Consider the following 19,373-nt stretch of genomic DNA (forward strand, 5'->3'; position numbering starts at 1 on the left):
TCAGACGACCGTGCCAGCGCCGCGTTTCAAATGTTCGTCCAGTCGCGGCATGATCTCCACGAAATTGCAGGGAGCGTGCCGGTAATCGAACTGGTCTTTCAGGATGCCGTCCCAGGCGTCCCGGCAGGCTCCGGGCGAGCCGGGCAGCACGAAGACGAAGGTCTGGTTCAACAGGCCCGCCGTCGCGCGGCTTTGAATGGTCGAGGTGCCGATCTTGTCGGCCGAAATCTTATGAAACAACGCCGAAAACCCATCCATCCGCTTCTCGAAGATCGGTTCGAGCGCTTCGGGCGTCACGTCGCGGCCGGTGAAACCGGTGCCGCCCGTGGTGATGATGGCATCGATCGCCGCGTCGTTACTCCAGGAGATCACCTTGGCACGGATGGCTGCCACGTCGTCCTTGACGATATCGCGCGCGCCCAGCGTGTGTCCCGCCGCCGCGATCCGCTCGGAGAGTGTCTTGCCTGATGTATCCGTTTCGATGTCGCGCGTGTCGGACACGGTCAGGACGGCGAAGGTTACGGGAATGAAAGGGCGTTCGCTCATCGCTCGATCCGTCTGTTGAATTCGCCTGAGGCGTAACTGCTTGTGGCTTCCACGAACCAGGAAGGCCGCTCGGCGCGCAAATGTTCCGCTGCGCGGCGGGCTGCTGTCATGTCTGGAAACAGCCCGAAGCAGGTCGCGCCCGAGCCTGACATGCGGGCAAGGTTCGCACCCAACGCGTCGAGCGCTGTCAGCACGTCGGCAATCATCGGCGCATAGCCGACGGCCGGAGCTTGCAGATCGTTGCGGCACTGTTCCAGCCACGCCGTCACCTGTGCCATGCTTGCCGCGTCGGTCAAAGGGGGCAGGGGTGCGTTGTCGGGTGAAGACAGCCGGCGGAAGATTTCGGGTGTCGGCACCTCGACGCCCGGATTGGCAATGACGAGGGACAGAGCCGGAAACGGTTCGACAAGAGCGATCTCGTCGCCGATGCCGCGCGCGATCAGCGGCTCGGCGACAAGGCACATCGGAACGTCCGCGCCGAGCGTCGATCCCATGGATGGCAGATGTATCTTTGAACCAAGTAGCTCCGCCATCCCTGCAAGGCAGGCGGCAGCGTCGCTCGAACCGCCGCCGATGCCCGATGCGGGCGGCAGGTTTTTGGTCAGGACGATCGATACAGGTCCGGGATCGCCGAGGCGCGCCCGGAAAAGATCGCGCGCGCGCAACACGAGATTGTCGCCTCCGGTCGGGATTGCATCGGCGAACGGCCCGTCGATCGCGAACGAATCGAATCCGGCCTGTTCGACGGCGAGCCCGTCGCCCAGTTCTGTGAACACGACGAGCGAATGGAGGTCGTGATATCCGCCGGTGCGTCGCCCGGTGACATGCAGCGCCAGATTGATCTTGGCGGGCGCACGCACGCTCACGCGCTGCCGGTCGATCACATCGATTTCAGTCCTTGGCAACCCGGTACTCGCCTGTCGCGGGGTCCTTGACGAGCGTGCCGATCGCGCCTGTTCGCGCTTCCGTTTCCGCGCGGCGGGTGCGCGCGGTCAGCTTCTCGGCCTCGCGGATGAGCGCGCGGTAACCGATGAGGGCCGCAGCGCCGACCGCCGCGAAGAAAATCAGTTGAGGCATTGCGCCTGGTCCCTTGGCTCGATCGTCCATGTTGACATCGAAAAAGACATAGTAGGCTTTTTCGTGATGACGTTCAAAGTCCGTATCGGTTCCAAAGTGCGCGCTCGCTTGCGATGTCGACCAATCCTTCGACTGCCGAATGCGCGATCTGCTGCGAAAGACCTCCAACGCCGAGCTTGCGGCCGAACAATCCGCGCGGCATCGCGATCAGTTGCAACCGCGTCTTGTCGCCGTAGCGCTCCTTCAATATCTGCCGCATGTCGCCGAGCTGGTCGACAAGCCCCAGTTCGAGCCCCTTCTTGCCGCTCCAGAACTGGCCGGTAAAAAGATCGGGATCATCGGACAATTTCGCGCCGCGTCGTTCGCGCACCAGGTCGATGAAGGTCTGGTGAACTTCCAGTTGCAGCGCCTTCAGGCGCTCAACGTCTTCTTTCTTCTCCGGCTGGAAGGGGTCGAGCACCGACTTGTTCTGCCCGGCGGTGTGGACACGCCGTTCGACGCCGATCTTCTTGATCAGGTCCTGAAAACCGAACGAGGCCGAGACGACGCCGATCGAGCCGACGATCGAGGACGGATCGGCGATGATCTCGTCGCCTGCACAGGCGATCATGTAGCCGCCGGAGGCCGCGACGTCCTCGACGAAGACGAGCACGCTCTTGTTCTTCTCATGCGCCAGATCGCGGATGCGCTTGAAGATCAGCCGCGACTGGACAGGCGAGCCGCCCGGCGAATTGATGGAGATCGCGACGGCAGGGGCATCTTGAACGGCGAACGCCTTTTCGATCAGGGCCGCCGTCGTGGCGAGCGACAGATTCTGCCGCATCGGGCTCGAACCGGAGAGGATCGTTCCGTGAAGCCGGATGACCGGAATGGTGACGACTGATGAACGCAGGGATTTGGGAAGAAGCTTGTTGACGAGGCGTCGCACGATGGTCTGAATCTCCTATTTGTTCAAACCATGTAGGAAAGCCGGCCGATTCCGCAATGCGGCCTGCTCAGTCGCCGAACAGCGTGGCACGTCCGTTGATGATCGCGTCGGCCGTCTCGGTGAAGCCGTTTCCGGCCGCGTGGTGAAGATGAAGCGGTGCCAGGATCGAGAGCGCGCCGCGCCGGCCGCGCCATGCGCGAAGCACGATCCGGATCGCCGCCTTGCCGGGGCGCGGATGGATCGCGATCAGTTCCGCCGAACCGAAGCGGCCGTCGATCGCGGCGAGAATTTCGGCGAGCGAGGCGGGCCGCGCGATGATCGCAAGCCCACCGCCGGGACGGACGATGGCTGCGGCAGTGCGCACCCAGTCCGCGAACATCGTGCTGTTCATCACATGCGCGGCCACGCGCAGCGTGTCGGGAGAGGCGCGGTCGCGAGCTTCGTTGAAGGGCGGATTCATGATCGCGAAGCCGCATGAATTGTCGCCGAGCCCCGCCTCGTGCCGCGCGTTGCCGCGCAAGGTCACATCGGCGACCAGCAAATCCGCGCGTGTCGAAAGCATCGCGTTTTCGGGAAGGGCTAGGGTGCGCCGGGCAAAACCTGCCATTTCGGGCTCGCGTTCGACGAGCCGCACTGAGGCCCCGTCGCAGCGTGCGAGAACCGCAAGCCCCGCGCCGCCGGCGCCGGCGCCCAGATCGGCGACGCGTCCTGCAAAGCCGGAGGGGACCGAAGCTGCCAGGATCATTGCGTCGAGGCCGGCGCGGTGTCCCCGGCCGGAAGGCTGGACGAGGTGGAACCGGCCGCGATGAAACGCATCGATCGTGTGGTCTCCAGAATCTTCGAGCCCGCTCATTCCTTGAGTTCGTCGACGATCCCTGCGTCCGTCAAAACACGGCGGGCCTGCGCGTAGTCGTCTTCGGCGGTCATGACCCGCTGTGGCAGGATGCCGAGCGAGCCTTCCAGCACGCTCATGTTCTGGTCCGCGACGAAGAAATCGATGTCGGCGTCGCGCAATAGCGACTGGACGAAGGAGATCAGCACGGCGTCGTTCGTTCGCATCAGTTCACGCATATGGGCCTTTCGATTTTTTACCCTATGTAGCTGTCGCGGGGCACAGCGAAAAGCCTGCTGGAAAGCGCGATCTTGCGCCAATTCGCCTCTTGCCCGGAATCGCCCCCCGCCATAATGTCCGCGCCGATGCGGCAAGGCCGCCATGGAGATCCTTTTGAGCGTCGTAGTTAAAATCGACAGCCCGCGCGAGAATACGGCATCGATCGATGCGCTGCTCGACATCACGCGTGCCGACATGGCCAAGGTCAACGACCTGATCCTGTCGAAGGCGGGCTCCCATGTCGAGATGATTCCCCAGATCGCCAATCACCTGATCTCGTCGGGCGGCAAGCGCCTGCGCCCGATGATGACGCTCGCGGCCGCACAGATGTTCGGCTATTCGGGCGACGGACATGTCAAGCTCGCCATGGCTGTCGAGTTCATGCACACGGCGACGCTGCTTCACGACGATGTGGTCGATGAGAGCGCGCTGCGCCGCGGTAAAAGCACCGCGCGCATGATCTGGGGCAATCAGGCGAGCGTTCTCGTCGGCGATTATTTGCTCGGTCAGGCTTTCCGGGTGATGGTCGATGTCGGCTCGCTGGAAGCTCTCGACGTGCTGTCCTCGGCCGCCTCGGTCATCGCCGAGGGCGAGGTGATGCAGCTTGGCGTCGCCAAGAATCTGGAAACCACCGAAGACGATTATCTCGCGGTCATCAAGGCCAAGACCGCCGCGCTTTTTTCGGCCGCCGCCGAGGTCGGGCCGATCATCGCGGATGTTTCTAAGGCCGATCGCGCCGCCCTGCGGTCCTACGGCACCAATCTCGGCCTCGCCTTCCAGCTCGTCGACGATGCGCTCGATTATGGCGGCAATGCCAAGGATCTCGGCAAGAATGTCGGCGACGATTTCCGCGAAGGCAAGGTGACGCTGCCGGTCATCTTGAGCTTCCGGCGCGGGACGGACGACGAACGCGCATTTTGGAAGCGCGCCATCGAGGAAGCCCAGAGCGACGACACGGCGCTGGAAAAGGCACGCGGACTGATGGTCAAGCATGGTGCGATCGGCGATACGATCGCGCGCGCCCGCCATTTCGGCGATATCGCCCGCGATGCACTCGCGCCCTTGCCCGAAAGCACCCAGAAACGCGCGCTCATCGATGTGATCGATTTTTGCATCAGCCGCGTTTCCTGACCCCGTGTTGAGCGGAACGTGAAGACCGGCCTGCCTGTGCGCGATTGAAGCGCGTCCCCAAAAAGGCCATGCTTGCATGAACGCCTGAGCGCGAGTCCTAAGCTGAATCCACGCCGCCGGAATTGATGGCACTGGATTTTCGCCAAGGTGAACGCTCTGTCAGTATGACGGGCCGGGGCGGCGATTCGAGGAGTCGCGGTCAAGGCCTTGATGCCAATCGATCAGGAAGGGAAGCGATGCCGCGTTCCACCGACAAAATTCTCGCCGCCGTCGCTCTCGCGCTCGGCCTGGCGGTATCCGGTTCGGCTTCGGCGCAGACGGCCGGGCAATCCGGTTCGCAGCCGACGGAACGAATCAGCGTCAATTCCTTTTCCGGCGCGTATCTGGCCGCGCGCGCCGCAGAGGTCGACAACGACGTCGATCGGGCCGTTGCCTATTATCAACGCGCGCTCGCCTTCAATCCGACTGATGAAGCGATTCAGCAGAGCCTGATGGTTCTCCTGATCTCGCGCGGCGATTTCGACGAGGCGCTGCCATTCGCCGACGATCTGCGCGATGTGGCCGATATCGAGCGCTTTTCGAGGCTTGCCCTGGCCGTCGATGCGATCCGTTCCGACAATTCCGACGAGGCGCTCGAACTGCTCACCTTCGATGGGCAGTCCGATCTCGACCGTCTGATCACCTCCATCATCAGCGCCTGGGTGGAGGCGGGGCAGGGCGATGCCGAGGCCGCACTCGCCCGGCTCGACGCCATCGAGGGGCCGCCATGGTACGGACTATTCACGAACTACCATCGCGGTCTGATCGCAGCATCGGCAGGTCTGGACGATCAGGCGGAGCAGTTCTTCTCCAGCGCCACGGCCAATCTGGAAGCGGGCGGCGGTGCGCCGGAAGTGTTCCTGCGCGCCCACGAAGCCTATGCGCGCTTCCGCGCGGTGAACGGCGATACGGATACCGCGCTCGACATTCTGGCCAAGGCCGACGAACTCGCCTCTGACCGGGTCACCGTCACGGCGTTGCGTGAGCAGATCGAGGCGGGTGAGGAAATCGAGCCGCCGGCCGCCGATACGAGTGCCGGCGCGTCGGAAATCCTGCTTAACCTGTCGACCGCGCTCAATCGCGGCGGTGGAGAGGCGTTCGTAAAGCTCTACCTGCATTACGCGCTGGCGCTCGAACCGAATAGCGACGCGGTTTTGCTGCAACTCGGCGGCATCGCCGAAATGCAGCGCAATGCGGAGGAAGCGATCGCCATCTATGGCCGCATCCCCGAGGCTTCGCCGCTTCGCCGCGTTTCCGAACTTCAGGTGGGTCTCAACCTGGCCGATCTCGACCGGCATGACGAGGCCGTCGAGCATCTCGAACCGTTGCTCGAAGCCGCGCCGGACGATCGTCGCGCCTATCTCGCGCTTGGCGGGGTCTATGCCTCGCAGCAGAAATTCGCCGAAGCCGCCGAGGTTTACGAACGCGCGCTCGCCCGGATCGCGACGCCCGAACCTGCCGACTGGAACCTCTTTTACCAGCGCGGCATCGCTTACGAGCGCACGAAGCAGTGGGACAGGGCCGAGCCGGACTTCCACACGGCGTTGGAGCTCTTTCCCGACCATCCGCAGGTTCTGAACTATCTGGGCTATTCCTGGGTCGACATGGGGATCAATCTGGAAGAGGGGCTGGGCCTTATCGAGCGGGCCGTCGAACTGCGGCCGAGCGATGGCTACATCGTGGATTCGCTCGGCTGGGCCTTTTATCGCCTCGAACGATATGACGAAGCCGTCACCGAACTGGAGCGCGCGGTCAATCTGATGCCGGCCGATCCGGTCCTCAACGATCATCTTGGCGACGCCTATTGGCAGGTCGGAAGACGCCTTGAGGCCAGTTTCCAGTGGAGCCACGCCCGCGACCTCGAACCCGAGCCCGAACTGCTCGAAGACATCGAACGCAAATTGCGCGAGGGTCTCGTCGAGGCAAGCGTCGAACCCGAAATCGCCGCGCAGGACGTCGCCAGCCTCAACTCGGCGACGACGGAGCCGGTGCCCTCCGAAACTGAACCCACACAATCCGAGCGGGTCGCCACGGTTTCGACGCCGGAACCGGAGCCGACGGAGGCCACCCATGCGGTCGCGCCCGGCCAGTCGCTATGGGAAATCGCGCGGGATCGCCTCGGCGACGGCAACCGTTTCCGTGAAATCCTCGACCTCAATCCCGATCTGCGCGGCAATCCTAATCTGCTGCGTCCGGGCCAGACGCTGGTCCTGCCACAGAACTAAAGCGCGATCAGCGCCGCCAGGGCAACTCCGCCGGACATTCCACCCAGCGGCCCTGTTCGGTGGTGCTGCATTGCAATTGAAGCTGCGACAGGCGCCGCTCCGACGGGTTGAGCTTCCGGCAGATGCAGCGTGCTTCGCGCGTGTCGAGCCGCACCGTGTCGCACGCCGGTGTGACGCACAAGAGACCCGTCACTTCGTCGTGCGTCTGGCCTTCGCCGGGCCTGAACTGCGCCTGGGCGCTTGCAACCATACCTGCCGTCAAAAGCAGGACGGCCAGCGAGATGCGCGTGACTTTACGTTTCATGCCCGGTCTCCTCACGACGGAAAGCTGCTGATCCTTGAAACGGATGCCGGCGACACCCGTTCCGTTTCCTCGCGCGGTGCTGTAGGACTGCCGGAAACGATACCAGAGACGAGTTCAATGACTGCCGCCCACATGCACCCATCGCGCTCCTTTCAGGGGCTGATTCTCGCGCTTCACAATTACTGGGCCGACTATGGCTGCGTGGTTCTCCAGCCCTACGACATGGAAGTCGGTGCGGGTACGTTTCATCCTGCGACGACCCTGCGCTCGCTGGGGCCGAAGCCCTGGAACGCGGCCTATGTGCAGCCCTCGCGCCGCCCCAAGGATGGCCGTTACGGCGAGAATCCGAACCGGCTCCAGCATTACTACCAGTATCAGGTGATCCTGAAGCCGAACCCGCCCAATCTTCAGGAGCTTTACCTCGGCTCGCTGGCTGCCATCGGCCTCGACATGTCGGTCCACGACGTGCGCTTCGTCGAGGACGATTGGGAAAGCCCGACGCTGGGCGCATGGGGCCTCGGCTGGGAGTGCTGGTGCGACGGTATGGAAGTCTCGCAGTTCACCTATTTCCAGCAGGTCTGCGGCATCGAATGCGCGCCGGTCGCGGGCGAACTGACCTACGGGCTGGAGCGCCTCGCTATGTATGTTCAGGGCGTCGACAACGTCTATGACCTGAATTTCAACGGCCGCGAGGGCGACGAGAAGGTCACCTATGGCGACGTCTTCCTGCAGGCCGAGCAGGAATATTCGCGGTACAATTTCGAATTCGCCAATACGGCGGTGCTGTTCCGCCATTTCGAAGAGGCCGAGGCCGAGTGCAAGGCGCTGCTCGCCGCCGGCGAAGCTGCTCCGGGCGCCAATGCGGCCCTGCATAAATGCGTCTTCCCGGCCTATGATCAGGCGATCAAGGCGAGCCACGTCTTCAACCTTCTCGACGCGCGGGGCGTCATTTCGGTCACCGAGCGCCAGAGCTACATCCTGCGCGTGCGCAATCTCGCCAAGGGGTGCGGAGAAGCGTTCCTGAGGACGGACGCGGGCGGCGCGACGATGAAAGCGGCCTGATCCTGTGCATTTCGCAGCCGGTCGGCACGACTGGCGTCGTAACGTGCGGGGAAACGGGCTTTTCACGAAATATCGGTCGCGTTAGCCTGCAACCATCTTAAGGGGGACCCCACATCATGGATTTCGGCATCGGCACCATCCTTCTCGTCCTCGCGGTGCTTGTCGCGGGCTACGCGATCGTCATCTACAATGCGCTCGTGCGCTTGCGGCAGATGGTGCGCGAGGCGTGGTCGGGCATCGACGTGCAGTTGAAGCGCCGCGCCGACCTGATCCCCAACCTGATCGAGACGGTCAAGGGCTACGCCGCTCATGAACGCGGCACGCTGGACGAGGTGACGGAACTTCGCGCCCGCGCGCAAGGCTTGCCGTCGGGCGATGTCGCGGGCCGCGCGCAGGTGGAGGGCATGCTGTCGCAGGCGCTCGGCCGGCTTTTCGCCGTCGCCGAGGCCTATCCGGATCTGAAGGCGAACCAGAACTTCGCGCAATTGCAGACGACGCTCGAAACGCTGGAAAGCGAAATCCAGATGTCGCGCCGCTATTACAACGGCTCGGCGCGCGACCTGAACATCAAGGTCGAGAGCTTCCCGTCCAATCTGGTCGCCGGTGCATTCGGATTCTCGAAGGCCGATTATTTCGAGATCGACGATCCTGCGGACCGCACTGTCCCGCAAGTCTCCTTCACCTGAGCGGCGCTTCTATCGTGACCTTGCTCGCCCGTTTCGCCATCGTCCTGATTCTCGCAGTCTTTCCGGTCGTTGCCAACGCGGCCGAGGAAATCCCCTCTTTCCGTTCCACGATCGATGTGGGTGCGGACGGAAAACTCCTCGTCAGCGAGGAAATCGCGGTCAATGTCGAGGGGAGGGACATTTCCCGCGGCATCTTCCGCGATATTCCCTTGCGCTATGAGGATTCGTCCGGGCGCCTGCGTGAAGTCGGCCTCGAAATTCTCGCCGTCACGCGCGACGGCAGTCCAGAGCCCTACGTGACCGAACGAGCTTCAGGCATGCTGCGCGTCAGGATCGGCGATGCCGACAGGCTGCTTGCGCACGGTCTCCACACCTATGAGATCGTCTACGAGACGACGCGCCAGATCCGCTTCTTCGACGACCATGACGAGCTTTACTGGAATGTCACCGGCAATGGCTGGGACTTTCCGATCCGCGAGGCGACGGCCGACATTCATCTGCCGCAGAGTGCGCGGGCTCGCGACGTAACCTTCTTCACCGGCCCGTACGGATCGACCGAGCAGGCGGCCAGCGCCGAGCTTCTCGGCGGCGGCAACCGCATCGAGGTGAGGGCGACGCGCTCCCTCGGCCCGCGCGAGGGGCTGACGGCCGTCGTCGCGATTCCCAAGGGCGTCATCGCGCCGCCAGGACCGGAGGAAGAACGGGCGCTCTGGTGGGCGGATTACGGCGCATTGATCATCGGCGGCATCGGACTTGCCGTCGTGTTCGCTTATTATCTGTGGGCATGGAGCCGGGTCGGGCGTGATCCGCCCGCTGGCGTCATGGTGCCGCGCTGGACACCGCCGGACGGCATTTCGCCCGCGCTCGTCAATTACATCGACAAGCGGGGCTTTAGCGGGCAAGGCTGGGATGCGTTCTCGGCGGCCGTGATAGATCTGGCGGTCAAGGGCCATGTCGAGCTCGAAAATCTCAAGGGCGACCTGACGATCCACCGCAAGGGCTCCGGCTTGCCCGCCGGCCTGCCTGTCGGCGAAGCCGCCATCCTGAAGGAATTGCCGGGCGAGGGCGACACGCTGACGGTTGACAAGGCGAATGGCGAACGCGTCCAGAAAACAGGCAAGGCGTTCCGCACCGCGATCGAGAAGGAGCATCGCGACAGTTTCTATCGCCAGAATGGATCATATCTGTTTGCCGGTGTGATCCTGTCCGTTCTGACGATGCTGGCGATGCTCACGCTGTCCGATGTCAGCATGGGAACAGTCATCGTCCTGCTGGCGACGTCGTTTCCCTCGCTGATCATTGCCTTCGTCGCCGTGCATATTGCACGCAGCCTCAGTCGAGCGCGCACGCTGGGGCAGCGCGTCATGGCCGTCGCCGTCGCCGGCTTCATGGCATTCGTCGTGCAATCGATGTTATCGGGCGTTATCGGTGCCCTTCTTCCCCGCTGGGTCGATCTGCCGACCGTGGCGCCCTTTATCGTCTATATCGGTATTTTGACGGTCAACATCACCTTCTTCTTCCTCATGGGCGCTCCGACGCCGCTCGGCCGCAAGAAAATGGATGAGATCGCGGGTCTGCGTCATTATCTGACGGTCGCCGAAAAGGACCGCCTGAATATGCAGGGCGCGCCTAAAATGTCGCCGCAGCATTTCGAGACGCTTTTGCCTTACGCCGTCGCACTCGGCGTGGAAAAGCCCTGGTCGCGTGCCTTCGACGCCTGGCTTGCGGCTGCCACGGCTGCCGGTGTCGCTGCCGGCTATGTCGGCCCGATCTGGTATCGCGGCGGGTCCTTCGACGCCGGTTCCATCGGCACCGATCTCGGCAGCATGGCGACGTCCATGGCGAACAGCTTCACCGCGTCCTTGCCCACGCCGAAATCGTCTTCGTCCGGCTTTTCCGGTGGCGGTGGCTTTTCGGGCGGCGGTGGCGGCGGCGGAGGTGGCGGCGGCTGGTAAAATGACCGCCGACGCATGACAAATTCCCCGCGTCTTGGTAGAGCCGCCCTTTCGACGCCCTCATCAGCAATGTGACATCCCCAATGCCCGACCTTCTTCTTGAACTTCGCTCCGAGGAAATCCCCGCCCGCATGCAGCGCAAGGCGGCCGGCGATTTGAAGAAGATGGTCACGGACGGTCTTGTCGAGGCTGGCCTGACCTATGAGGCGGCGAATGAATATTGGACGCCACGCCGGCTGACGCTCGACATTCGCGGCCTTAACGCACGCTCGAAGGATGTGCGCGAGGAGATCAAGGGTCCGTCCGTGTCCGCGCCCGAACAGGCAATCCAGGGCTTCCTGCGCAAGGCCGGCCTGTCGGATGTATCGCAGGCGCATACACATACCGACCCGAAGAAGGGCGAGTTCTACGTCGCGCATCTCGTCAAGGCCGGACGCGCCACAGAAGAGATCATCGCCGAACTCGTGCCGTCCGTCGTTCGTGCGTTCCCGTGGCCGAAATCGATGCGCTGGGGCAAGGCATCGGCGAAGCCCGGTTCCATGCGCTGGGTGCGCCCGCTCCAGTCCATCCTCTGCACCTTCGGCCCCGAAACGGAGGAGCCGGTCGTGGTCGATTTCGACATCGATGGCATCCGCTCCGGCAACGTCACCTACGGTCATCGTTTCCACGCGCCGGGCGCGATCACCGTACGCCGCTTCGATGATTACGTTGCCAAGCTGGAGGCCGCCAAGGTCGTGCTCGATGCCGAACGGCGAAAGCGCATCATTCTGGATGACGCGAAGAACCTCGCTTTCGCGTCCGGTCTCGATCTGGTTGAGGACGAAGGGCTTCTGGAAGAAGTCTCCGGCCTCGTCGAATGGCCGGTCGTCCTGATGGGCGAGTTCGAGGAAGACTACCTTTCGATCCCGCCCGAAGTGATCCGCCTGACGATCCGCGCCAACCAGAAATGCTTCGTCGCACGCCCGCAGGGCAGGGACGACACGCTCGCCAACCGCTTCCTGCTCACCGCCAATATCGAAGCGACCGATGGCGGCAAGGAAATCGTCCATGGCAATGGCAAGGTCGTGCGTGCCCGCCTGTCGGACGCGGTTCATTTCTGGAAGACCGACCAGTCCGACCTGCCGGACCTGAAGGATTTCGCGTCGTCCGCCGAAAAGTTCGGCCTCGATCTAAAGAAACCGCTCGACCAGCGCATGGCGCGGCTCGATCATCTGAACGTCACCTTCCACGCGAAGCTCGGCTCGCAGGGCGCGCGAGTGGCGCGCATCGTCGCACTGGCGCGCGAACTGGCACCCACCGTCGGTGCCGATCCAGATGCCGCCGCCCGCGCGGCGGTTCTCTGCAAGGCGGATTTGCAAACAGAGATCGTCGGCGAGTTCCCCGAGCTTCAGGGCGCGATGGGCCGCAAATACGCGTTGCTGCAAGGTGAGAACGAAGCCGTCGCCGCCGCCATCGAGGATCATTACAAGCCGCAAGGCCCGTCCGACACCGTGCCGACCGATCCGGTCGCAGTTGCCGTTGCGCTCGCCGACAAGCTCGACACGCTCGTCGGTTTTTGGGCGATCGACGAAAAGCCGACCGGCTCCAAGGACCCCTACGCGCTCCGCCGCGCCGCGCTCGGCGTCATCCGCATCGTGGTGGAAAACGGCGTCCACTTGCCGCTCACCCGCGCTTTCATGGCCGGCGTCGAGATCGATCGTGCCGCTGCGGCAGACCTGCTCTCGTTCTTCCATGATCGGCTGAAGGTCTACATGCGCGACAAGGGCGCGCGGCATGACCTGATCGATGCGGTTATCTCCGACGAAGCCGATGATTTGCTTCTAGTCACCATGCGCGTCGCCGCGCTCGGAATGTTCCTCGATTCCGACGACGGCAAGAACCTGCTCGCCGGCACCAAGCGCGCGGCCAACATCCTCGCCGCCGAGGAAAAGAAGGGCACGGTCATTGCCGCTTCAGTCGATGCCGCGCTCTTCCGCCAGCCGGAGGAAAATGCGCTGTTCGACGCGGTGAATCAGGCTGAGAAGAACGCCGCCCAAGCGATTCAGCAACAAGACTTTTCCGCCGCCATGCTGGCGCTGTCGGTGCTGCGTGCGCCGGTGGATGCGTTCTTCGAGGCGGTGCTGGTCAATGACGAGGATCGGGCCGTGCGCGCCAACCGTCTGGCGCTGCTGGCCCGCATCCGCTTTGCCACCGGGGCGGTCGCCGATTTCTCCAGAATCGCCGGCTGAACGCAACGAAATCAAAAGCTTCGGCCCATAACCGGAATCAGGACGCAAACAGCTTGGCGAAGATCGTACGCGGCAGCGAGGGAGTGGGGCAGGCGATCGAATTGCTGGCGGCCGGCAAACTCGTCGCGATTCCGACCGAAACCGTCTATGGGCTGGCCGCCGATGCCACCAATGGCGAGGCCGTCGCATCGATCTACGAGGCCAAGGGCCGCCCGCGCTTCAACCCGCTCATCGTCCATGTCGCCGATATGAAGATGGCGTCCGACATCGCGATCTTCGACAGCCTGTCGCGCAAGCTCGCCGCCGCCTTCTGGCCCGGCCCGCTCACCATCGTCCTGCCGCTGAGGCTCGGTCATCCGATTCATGCGCTCGTCTCGGCCGGCCTCGACACGGTCGGCCTGCGCATGCCCGACGGGCTCGCCCATGAGGTCATCGCGCGGCTCGACCGGCCCCTGGCGGCACCGAGCGCGAACGCGTCGGGCCGTATTAGCCCGACGACTGCGCAGGCTGTCGAGGCGGATCTCGGCGAGCGCATCCCGCTGGTCCTCGATGGCGGCGCAACGCCCGTCGGCGTCGAATCGACCATCGTTAAGGTGGAGAGCGGAACGGTGCGGCTCCTACGCCCCGGCGGCGTGGCGGCGGAAGACATCGAAGCCGTGATCGACATGCCTCTGGCGCGCGGGGCGACCGGCAAGGTGGAGGCGCCCGGCATGCTCGCATCCCATTACGCGCCGACGGCGAATGTCCGGCTGAACGTTTCGGCCCTGATGCCTGGGGAGGCGTTGCTGGCCTTCGGGTCATTCGCGGTTGCCGGCAGTCCGCTCGCCACGCGCAACCTCTCGTCCTCCGGCGATCTGCGCGAAGCGGCCGCCAATCTCTTTGCGTATCTTGCCGAACTCGACGCCTCGGGCGCCAAGTCGATCGCGGTGATGCCGGTGCCCGATCACGGACTGGGCGAAGCGATCAACGACAGGTTGAGCCGTGCGGCCGCGCCCCGTGACAAGCCAACTGCCCCGGAATAGGTTTTGCGAATGCCCGATACTGCCATTGATCCCGAAATCGCCGCTCGCTTCATCGCCATCGTCGGTGAAGGGCACGCAGTCACCGACCCGCACGACCTCGAACCCTATCTGGTAGAACCGCGCGGCCGCTATGCCGGGGTTTCGCGGCTGGTGCTACGGCCGGCGAATGTGGACGAGGTCTCGCAAATACTGAAACTCGCGAGCGAAACCGGAACGGCCATCGTGCCTCAAGGTGGCAATACCGGCCTCGTCGGCGCGCAGATGCCCGACAATTCGGGAACACAGGTGATCCTGTCGCTCAGCCGCCTTAACCGCATCCGCGAGATCGATTTGTCGTCGAACACCATGACGGTGGAGGCCGGCGTTGTCTTGGAAACCATCCAGACCGCGGCCGACGATAATGATCGCCTGTTTCCGTTGTCGCTCGGCTCGCAAGGCTCATGCCAGATCGGCGGCAATCTCTCGTCCAATGCGGGCGGCACCGGCGTTCTTGCCTATGGCAACGCGCGCGAGCTTTGCCTCGGCGTGGAGGTCGTGCTGCCGACCGGCGAGGTGCTGGACGATCTGCGCAAGCTCAAGAAGGACAACACCGGCTACGATCTGAAAAACCTGTTCGTCGGCGCCGAAGGCACGCTCGGGATCATCACCGCCGCCATTATCAAGCTGGTCCCGAAGCCGAAAGGCCGCGAGGTCGCGTGGATCGGACTGCCCGATCCGAAAGCGGCGCTCGATCTGTTCACGATCGCCTCCAGCGCTGCAGGTGCGAGCCTGACCGCGTTCGAGCTTATGCAGAAGCGATCGCTTGACTTCACTTTGAAACACATCCCCGACACGGTCAGCCCACTTCAAGGCGAGCACGATTGGTACGTCCTGATGGAAATTTCGTCGGGCCGTTCGGCGGAGGATGCTCGCGGCCTGATCGAGGAGATCGTCGGCGCAGGGCTCGAAGAAGAACTGGTCGAGGACGCGGCGCTGGCGATGAACCTCGCGCAGGCGGGCGACTTCTGGCGTCTGCGCGAATCGATGTCGGAATCGCAGCGCCCCGAGGGCGGATCGATCAAGCACGACGTTTCCGTGCCGATCGCGCTTGTCCCCGAATTCATCGAAAAGGCCGCCGCGGTCATTCTTACCGTCGTGCCCGGCGCACGCATGGTCTGCTTTGGCCACATGGGCGACGGCAATCTGCATCTCAACGTCTCGCAACCCGAAGGCGCGGACAAGGAGGAGTTCCTGTCCCATGACCGTGCCATGCACGACGCCGTCCATGCCATCGTGCGTGCGATGAACGGATCGATCTCCGCCGAGCACGGCATCGGCATCATGAAGCGCGACGAATTGCTGGCAACCGCGCCGCCCCTCGCGATTGACCTGATGCGCCGGATCAAGGCGTCGTTCGATCCCGCCGGCATCATGAATCCGGGAAAAATGATCTGAGCATAAACGGCTCGTCAACACAGCTTTCCCAATCCTTTCATGAGGTTGGAAAGCGATAACCATCTCGCGCATCCAGACAAATTTAACCGAATATCTAAGGCCCACGGTAAGGGACCGCGCCTAGTCTCGCTCATGAAGAGAGGCGGACGAACCGCCCGGAGGGATCGGGGATCAACCTCGGCTCTCAGGAAGAGACAGGAAGGCGCGAACATGAATACCGGGCTAAAACCCGCCTGGGCGGGCCGCGACATGCGGCTCGATCCCTTCAGGCTGCCGCAGACGACCACCTACGCGACGCATGACGAGTTCGGCGACGTCTCGTTCGAGATCGAGCGCCGCCGCGTGACCATCCACCGCCTGCTCGAAAAGAGCCGCCTGCCGGTGACGGTGGTCCTGCCGGCCAACGCCTTCAAGGGCGTCGCCGCGCGGGCGATCGAGGATGGCCACGGTGAAGTGACCGTCACGCTCGAACTGATGCACAACGATCCCATGCTGTCGGTGCCCCTCCTCGTCGCTCACGATCTCGAGGACGTCGCCGCCGATTGGCGCGCCTGGGCCGAAGCGTACCAGCTTCCCATGCTTCTTTTCGAATCGGACGGCGTCGCGCGCTCGCTCGAAGAATCGCTTGGCGGCGTGAAGACGGCGCCCGCGATGGAACGCCGCAAGCGCCGCCTGGCGGCTCAGCGCCGTCCGCGATTCCTTGCCCGCCGCAAGTTCGGCAATCTGGGCATGCGGCTTGTGATCGGCGGCGACGAGATCATCGCCCGTCGTTGAGTTTCGATCATGATGCCGAAAAGTAAGAGCCGATTTTCGGACGACATCATGGTCTGACGTTAAAGCGCGGCGGCGGCCGCGCTTCCAAGCACCAGTCCGCCGAAGATCAGCCAGCCGACGGTCGAGTTCGACTTGAAAAGCTTCAGGCACTGATCCCCGTCATTGATGTCCAGCACAGTGATCTGCCGCGCCATGTGCGCGGCAGCGAGCGCAAGGCCGAGATAGGCCGGCCACACCACGTCAGCCGCCGCGAACGCAGTGGCGAAAAGCATGAGCGAACCGGTATAAAGCGCGACGAGCCACGGCTTCGTATTGTCACCGAAAAGCCGTGCGGTCGAACGCACGCCCACCAGCGCATCGTCTTCCCGGTCCTGATGCGCATAGATCGTATCGTAGCCGACCACCCACAGGATCGACCCGAGATAGAGCAGAGCCGGCGCAAGCGAGATCGATCCGAAATAAGCCGCCCAGCCCATCCATGCGCCCCAGGAAAAGGCAAAGCCCAAAAAGAGTTGCGGCCAGTCCGTGTAGCGTTTCATGAACGGGTATATCGCGACCGTCAACAGCGAGGCCACGCCCATTCCAATGGCGAACCAGTTGAACTGAAGCAGCACGATGAGCCCGGCAAGGCACTGTCCGAACAGAAACACCCAGGCCTGCCTGCGCGTGACCTGACCCGACGGCAGCGGGCGCGAACGCGTCCGCGCGACCATCTGGTCGATGTTTTCATCGACGATGTCGTTATAGGTGCAGCCCGCGCCGCGCATCGCGACCGCGCCGATCAGAAACAGCGCCAGATGCCAGAACGAGGGCAATTGCGCCGCGATCGGCTGGTCTGCATCGAAGAACGCGGCCCCCGCAAGCGCTGCCGACCACCAGCACGGCCATAAAAGCAGCCACCAGCCGATCGGCCGGTCCCAGCGCGCAAGTTGCGCATAGGGCCAGAGCGATGCGGGCAGGGCGCGATAGACCCAGTGCCCGGACGGCGCATCGGCGACGCGCCCGCGCGTCTCGCGTGATTGGATCGTTTCCATGTATTTCGATTGGCAGGCATCGGCAGATGCGTCAAGCGCCGTGGCTTGACCCTGCCTGCCTGACCGCCTAATCGCGGCCATCGGCAAAGCGAGGACGGTTTTCATGAACGTACTTCTGATCGGTTCGGGCGGGCGCGAGCATGCGCTGGCATGGAAGCTTGGCGCTTCGCCGATGCTGACGAAGCTCTTCGCCGCGCCGGGCAATCCCGGCATCGCAGATCATGGCGAATGCGTCGTCCTCGATATCGAAGATCACGAGGCGGTCGCCGCCTTTTGCAAGCTGATGGCGATCGGCCTCGTCGTCATCGGGCCGGAAGCGCCGCTCGTCGCAGGGCTGGCGGATGTGCTTCGCGCACACGGCATTCGCGTCTTCGGCCCGTCTGCCGCCGCCGCCCGACTGGAAGGCTCCAAAGGCTTCACCAAAGACCTGTGCGCCAAATATGACATCCCCACCGCCGCCTATGAGCGCTTCAACAACGCGCCCAAGGCAAAGGCATATGTGCGTGCGCAAGGCGCGCCGATCGTCATCAAGGCGGACGGGCTTGCCGCCGGCAAGGGCGTCACGGTCGCGATGACGCTCGACGAGGCGTTCGCGGCCATCGACGACTGTTTCGAGGGCGGGTTCGGCGAGGCCGGCGCCGAGGTGGTCGTCGAAGAGTTCATGCAGGGCGAGGAGGCGTCTTTCTTCTGCCTGTGCGATGGCAAGACCGCACTGCCTTTCGGCACGGCGCAGGATCACAAGCGCGTCGGCGACGGCGATACCGGCCCGAACACCGGCGGCATGGGCGCCTATTCGCCCGCATCCGTCCTGACGTCGGAACTGGTCGATCAGGTGATGAAAACGATCATCGAGCCGACCATGAAGGGCATGGCTGAGATGGGTGCACCGTTTTCGGGCGTGCTCTATGCCGGGCTGATGCTGACGCCGGACGGCCCCAAACTCATCGAATACAACACCCGCTTCGGCGATCCCGAATGTCAGGTCCTGATGATGCGTCTCAAGGAAGATCTGCTGATCCTCCTGAACGCGGCGGCCGACGGGCAGTTGGCGCATATGTCGGCGCGCTGGCGCGACCAGGTCGCGCTCACCGTCGTCATGGCGGCGCAGGGCTATCCGGCGACGCCGGAAAAGGGCAGCGTCATCCGAGGTCTCGACCGCGTGGGCGATGATGTGGAAGTGTTCCACGCCGGCACCGCACGCAAGGATGGCGAAATCGTCGCCAATGGCGGCCGCGTCCTGAACGTCACCGCAATGGCCCTGACCGTCAGCGCCGCGCGTGAAAAGGCTTACGCCGCCATCGAACGGATCGACTGGCCCGAAGGCTTCTGCCGCCGCGACATCGGCTGGCGCGAGGTCGAACGCGAAAAGCGGTGATTTATTTCGCTCGTGCGGACATTTCTCGGTTGAGGCATGGATTCCTGTGACCAGCACAGGAATGACGACTTCAAGTGTGATTCCGCAAACTCAAACCGTTCGTAGCTGGCCAGAGCCTCAATGCCGTCATTCCTGTGCTCGTCACAGGAATCCATGCCTCGAAATCTCCACCGCAAGTCCGCTTCAAACCTCGAACGGATCGTCCGCAGGCTTCTGCGGGTAGGTCCCCGCACCGCGCCGCCGCTCGAACTGCTTCAGCGCGCAGGCCGGCGAGCACAGGATTCCCTCGTCGCAGTAATAGGCGGCGCCTTGCTCGATCCGCCCGTAATAATACGAGAACGCCTCGTCGCCGAAGCGGCGTCGGCACACGACGCAGTGATTGGTTTCGGGGCGAGCGAGCATTTCCGGTCTCCATATTCCCCGCCTAGTTAAGTCCGTTTGA

The 19,373-nt window shown here is 63.5% G+C and carries 19 protein-coding genes; 10 read left to right on the forward strand and 9 right to left on the reverse strand.

What is annotated here, in order from left to right; translation table 11 throughout:
* The 6 genes from moaB to GTW25_RS13665 all read right to left on the reverse strand — a co-directional run bounded on the left by moaB (nt 1) and on the right by GTW25_RS13665 (nt 3,622).
* Nucleotides 1-546 carry a molybdenum cofactor biosynthesis protein B gene (gene moaB / locus GTW25_RS13640; RefSeq protein ID WP_252912687.1) on the reverse strand — a complete coding sequence of 182 codons (546 nt, stop codon included), beginning with the start codon at nt 544-546 and terminating at the stop codon, nt 1-3.
* Nucleotides 543-1,451, reverse strand: a complete 909-nt coding sequence (locus GTW25_RS13645) for a 4-(cytidine 5'-diphospho)-2-C-methyl-D-erythritol kinase (protein ID WP_252912688.1) — start codon at nt 1,449-1,451, stop codon at nt 543-545. Before GTW25_RS13645 ends, moaB begins: the two co-directional genes overlap by 4 nt.
* The gene (locus GTW25_RS13650) at nt 1,438-1,623 is read right to left on the reverse strand and encodes an NfeD family protein (RefSeq protein WP_252912689.1); all 186 of its coding nucleotides are present in this window, start codon (nt 1,621-1,623) and stop codon (nt 1,438-1,440) included. The genes GTW25_RS13645 and GTW25_RS13650 overlap by 14 nt, the downstream gene beginning before the upstream one ends.
* Before the next feature lie 73 nt (nt 1,624-1,696).
* Nucleotides 1,697-2,551, reverse strand: coding sequence for a S49 family peptidase (locus GTW25_RS13655; protein WP_252912690.1), 855 nt, complete (start codon nt 2,549-2,551; stop codon nt 1,697-1,699).
* Nucleotides 2,552-2,618: 67 nt separating this feature from the next.
* Nucleotides 2,619-3,404 carry a tRNA1(Val) (adenine(37)-N6)-methyltransferase gene (locus tag GTW25_RS13660; protein ID WP_252912691.1) on the reverse strand — a complete coding sequence of 262 codons (786 nt, stop codon included), beginning with the start codon at nt 3,402-3,404 and terminating at the stop codon, nt 2,619-2,621.
* Complete coding sequence (locus GTW25_RS13665; RefSeq protein ID WP_252912692.1) at nt 3,401-3,622, reverse strand: putative signal transducing protein; 222 nt, start codon at nt 3,620-3,622, stop codon at nt 3,401-3,403. The genes GTW25_RS13660 and GTW25_RS13665 overlap by 4 nt, the downstream gene beginning before the upstream one ends.
* 142 nt (nt 3,623-3,764) lie before the next feature.
* Between GTW25_RS13665 and GTW25_RS13670 the strand changes: the two genes are divergently transcribed.
* Nucleotides 3,765-4,793: a polyprenyl synthetase family protein gene (locus tag GTW25_RS13670; RefSeq protein WP_372493170.1), complete on the forward strand. Its 1,029-nt coding sequence runs from the start codon at nt 3,765-3,767 to the stop codon at nt 4,791-4,793.
* Between the two features lie 236 nt (nt 4,794-5,029).
* Complete coding sequence (locus GTW25_RS13675) at nt 5,030-7,057, forward strand: tetratricopeptide repeat protein (RefSeq protein ID WP_252912694.1); 2,028 nt, start codon at nt 5,030-5,032, stop codon at nt 7,055-7,057.
* 7 nt (nt 7,058-7,064) lie between these two features.
* Here the strand turns inward: GTW25_RS13675 and GTW25_RS13680 are convergent, their stop codons facing one another.
* Nucleotides 7,065-7,361 carry a hypothetical protein gene (locus GTW25_RS13680; protein ID WP_252912695.1) on the reverse strand — a complete coding sequence of 99 codons (297 nt, stop codon included), beginning with the start codon at nt 7,359-7,361 and terminating at the stop codon, nt 7,065-7,067.
* A gap of 117 nt (nt 7,362-7,478) precedes the next feature.
* Here GTW25_RS13680 and GTW25_RS13685 point away from each other — a divergent pair, with 117 nt between their 5' ends.
* From GTW25_RS13685 to GTW25_RS13715, 7 genes are all read left to right on the forward strand, one after another.
* Nucleotides 7,479-8,423, forward strand: a complete 945-nt coding sequence (locus GTW25_RS13685; protein WP_252912696.1) for a glycine--tRNA ligase subunit alpha — start codon at nt 7,479-7,481, stop codon at nt 8,421-8,423.
* A gap of 116 nt (nt 8,424-8,539) precedes the next feature.
* Complete coding sequence (locus tag GTW25_RS13690) at nt 8,540-9,109, forward strand: LemA family protein (protein WP_252912697.1); 570 nt, start codon at nt 8,540-8,542, stop codon at nt 9,107-9,109.
* A gap of 11 nt (nt 9,110-9,120) precedes the next feature.
* Nucleotides 9,121-11,064 carry a DUF2207 domain-containing protein gene (locus tag GTW25_RS13695; RefSeq protein WP_372493177.1) on the forward strand — a complete coding sequence of 648 codons (1,944 nt, stop codon included), beginning with the start codon at nt 9,121-9,123 and terminating at the stop codon, nt 11,062-11,064.
* 83 nt (nt 11,065-11,147) lie between these two features.
* Nucleotides 11,148-13,292, forward strand: coding sequence for a glycine--tRNA ligase subunit beta (glyS, locus tag GTW25_RS13700; protein WP_252912699.1), 2,145 nt, complete (start codon nt 11,148-11,150; stop codon nt 13,290-13,292).
* Between the two features lie 53 nt (nt 13,293-13,345).
* A complete protein-coding gene (locus GTW25_RS13705) occupies nt 13,346-14,314 on the forward strand; it encodes an L-threonylcarbamoyladenylate synthase (protein ID WP_252912700.1) in 969 nt (322 codons plus the stop codon).
* A gap of 9 nt (nt 14,315-14,323) precedes the next feature.
* Complete coding sequence (locus GTW25_RS13710; protein WP_252912701.1) at nt 14,324-15,748, forward strand: FAD-binding oxidoreductase; 1,425 nt, start codon at nt 14,324-14,326, stop codon at nt 15,746-15,748.
* A 210-nt stretch (nt 15,749-15,958) separates the two neighbouring features.
* On the forward strand, nt 15,959-16,522 hold the full coding sequence (locus tag GTW25_RS13715; RefSeq protein ID WP_252912702.1) for a DUF6101 family protein: 564 nt from the start codon (nt 15,959-15,961) through the stop codon (nt 16,520-16,522).
* Nucleotides 16,523-16,581: 59 nt separating this feature from the next.
* Here GTW25_RS13715 and ubiA read toward each other — a convergent pair whose 3' ends face one another.
* Complete coding sequence (gene ubiA, locus GTW25_RS13720) at nt 16,582-17,556, reverse strand: 4-hydroxybenzoate octaprenyltransferase (RefSeq protein ID WP_252912703.1); 975 nt, start codon at nt 17,554-17,556, stop codon at nt 16,582-16,584.
* 103 nt (nt 17,557-17,659) lie between these two features.
* On the opposite strand from ubiA, the gene purD reads away from it, so the two are divergent.
* Entirely contained in the window at nt 17,660-18,931 is a 1,272-nt protein-coding gene (gene purD, locus GTW25_RS13725) for a phosphoribosylamine--glycine ligase (protein WP_252912704.1), read from the forward strand.
* Nucleotides 18,932-19,114: 183 nt separating this feature from the next.
* On the opposite strand, the gene GTW25_RS13730 is transcribed toward purD, so the two are convergent.
* A complete protein-coding gene (locus tag GTW25_RS13730; RefSeq protein ID WP_252912705.1) occupies nt 19,115-19,333 on the reverse strand; it encodes a hypothetical protein in 219 nt (72 codons plus the stop codon).
* Between the last annotated feature and the right edge of the window lie 40 nt (nt 19,334-19,373).

It is taken from the genome of Aliihoeflea aestuarii, from assembly GCF_024105665.1.
GTDB lineage: Bacteria > Pseudomonadota > Alphaproteobacteria > Rhizobiales > Rhizobiaceae > Aliihoeflea > Aliihoeflea aestuarii.

Coding starts and splice junctions, on each gene's coding strand:
- moaB (WP_252912687.1), bottom strand. CDS start 546: ATGAGCGAACGCCCTTTCATTCCCGTAACCTTCGCCGTCCTGACCGTG.
- GTW25_RS13650 (WP_252912689.1), bottom strand. CDS start 1,623: ATGCCTCAACTGATTTTCTTCGCGGCGGTCGGCGCTGCGGCCCTCATC.
- GTW25_RS13660 (WP_252912691.1), bottom strand. CDS start 3,404: ATGAGCGGGCTCGAAGATTCTGGAGACCACACGATCGATGCGTTTCAT.
- GTW25_RS13665 (WP_252912692.1), bottom strand. CDS start 3,622: ATGCGTGAACTGATGCGAACGAACGACGCCGTGCTGATCTCCTTCGTC.
- GTW25_RS13670 (WP_372493170.1), top strand. CDS start 3,765: ATGGAGATCCTTTTGAGCGTCGTAGTTAAAATCGACAGCCCGCGCGAG.
- GTW25_RS13675 (WP_252912694.1), top strand. CDS start 5,030: ATGCCGCGTTCCACCGACAAAATTCTCGCCGCCGTCGCTCTCGCGCTC.
- GTW25_RS13680 (WP_252912695.1), bottom strand. CDS start 7,361: ATGAAACGTAAAGTCACGCGCATCTCGCTGGCCGTCCTGCTTTTGACG.
- GTW25_RS13685 (WP_252912696.1), top strand. CDS start 7,479: ATGACTGCCGCCCACATGCACCCATCGCGCTCCTTTCAGGGGCTGATT.
- GTW25_RS13690 (WP_252912697.1), top strand. CDS start 8,540: ATGGATTTCGGCATCGGCACCATCCTTCTCGTCCTCGCGGTGCTTGTC.
- glyS (WP_252912699.1), top strand. CDS start 11,148: ATGCCCGACCTTCTTCTTGAACTTCGCTCCGAGGAAATCCCCGCCCGC.
- GTW25_RS13710 (WP_252912701.1), top strand. CDS start 14,324: ATGCCCGATACTGCCATTGATCCCGAAATCGCCGCTCGCTTCATCGCC.
- GTW25_RS13715 (WP_252912702.1), top strand. CDS start 15,959: ATGAATACCGGGCTAAAACCCGCCTGGGCGGGCCGCGACATGCGGCTC.
- ubiA (WP_252912703.1), bottom strand. CDS start 17,556: ATGGAAACGATCCAATCACGCGAGACGCGCGGGCGCGTCGCCGATGCG.
- purD (WP_252912704.1), top strand. CDS start 17,660: ATGAACGTACTTCTGATCGGTTCGGGCGGGCGCGAGCATGCGCTGGCA.
- GTW25_RS13730 (WP_252912705.1), bottom strand. CDS start 19,333: ATGCTCGCTCGCCCCGAAACCAATCACTGCGTCGTGTGCCGACGCCGC.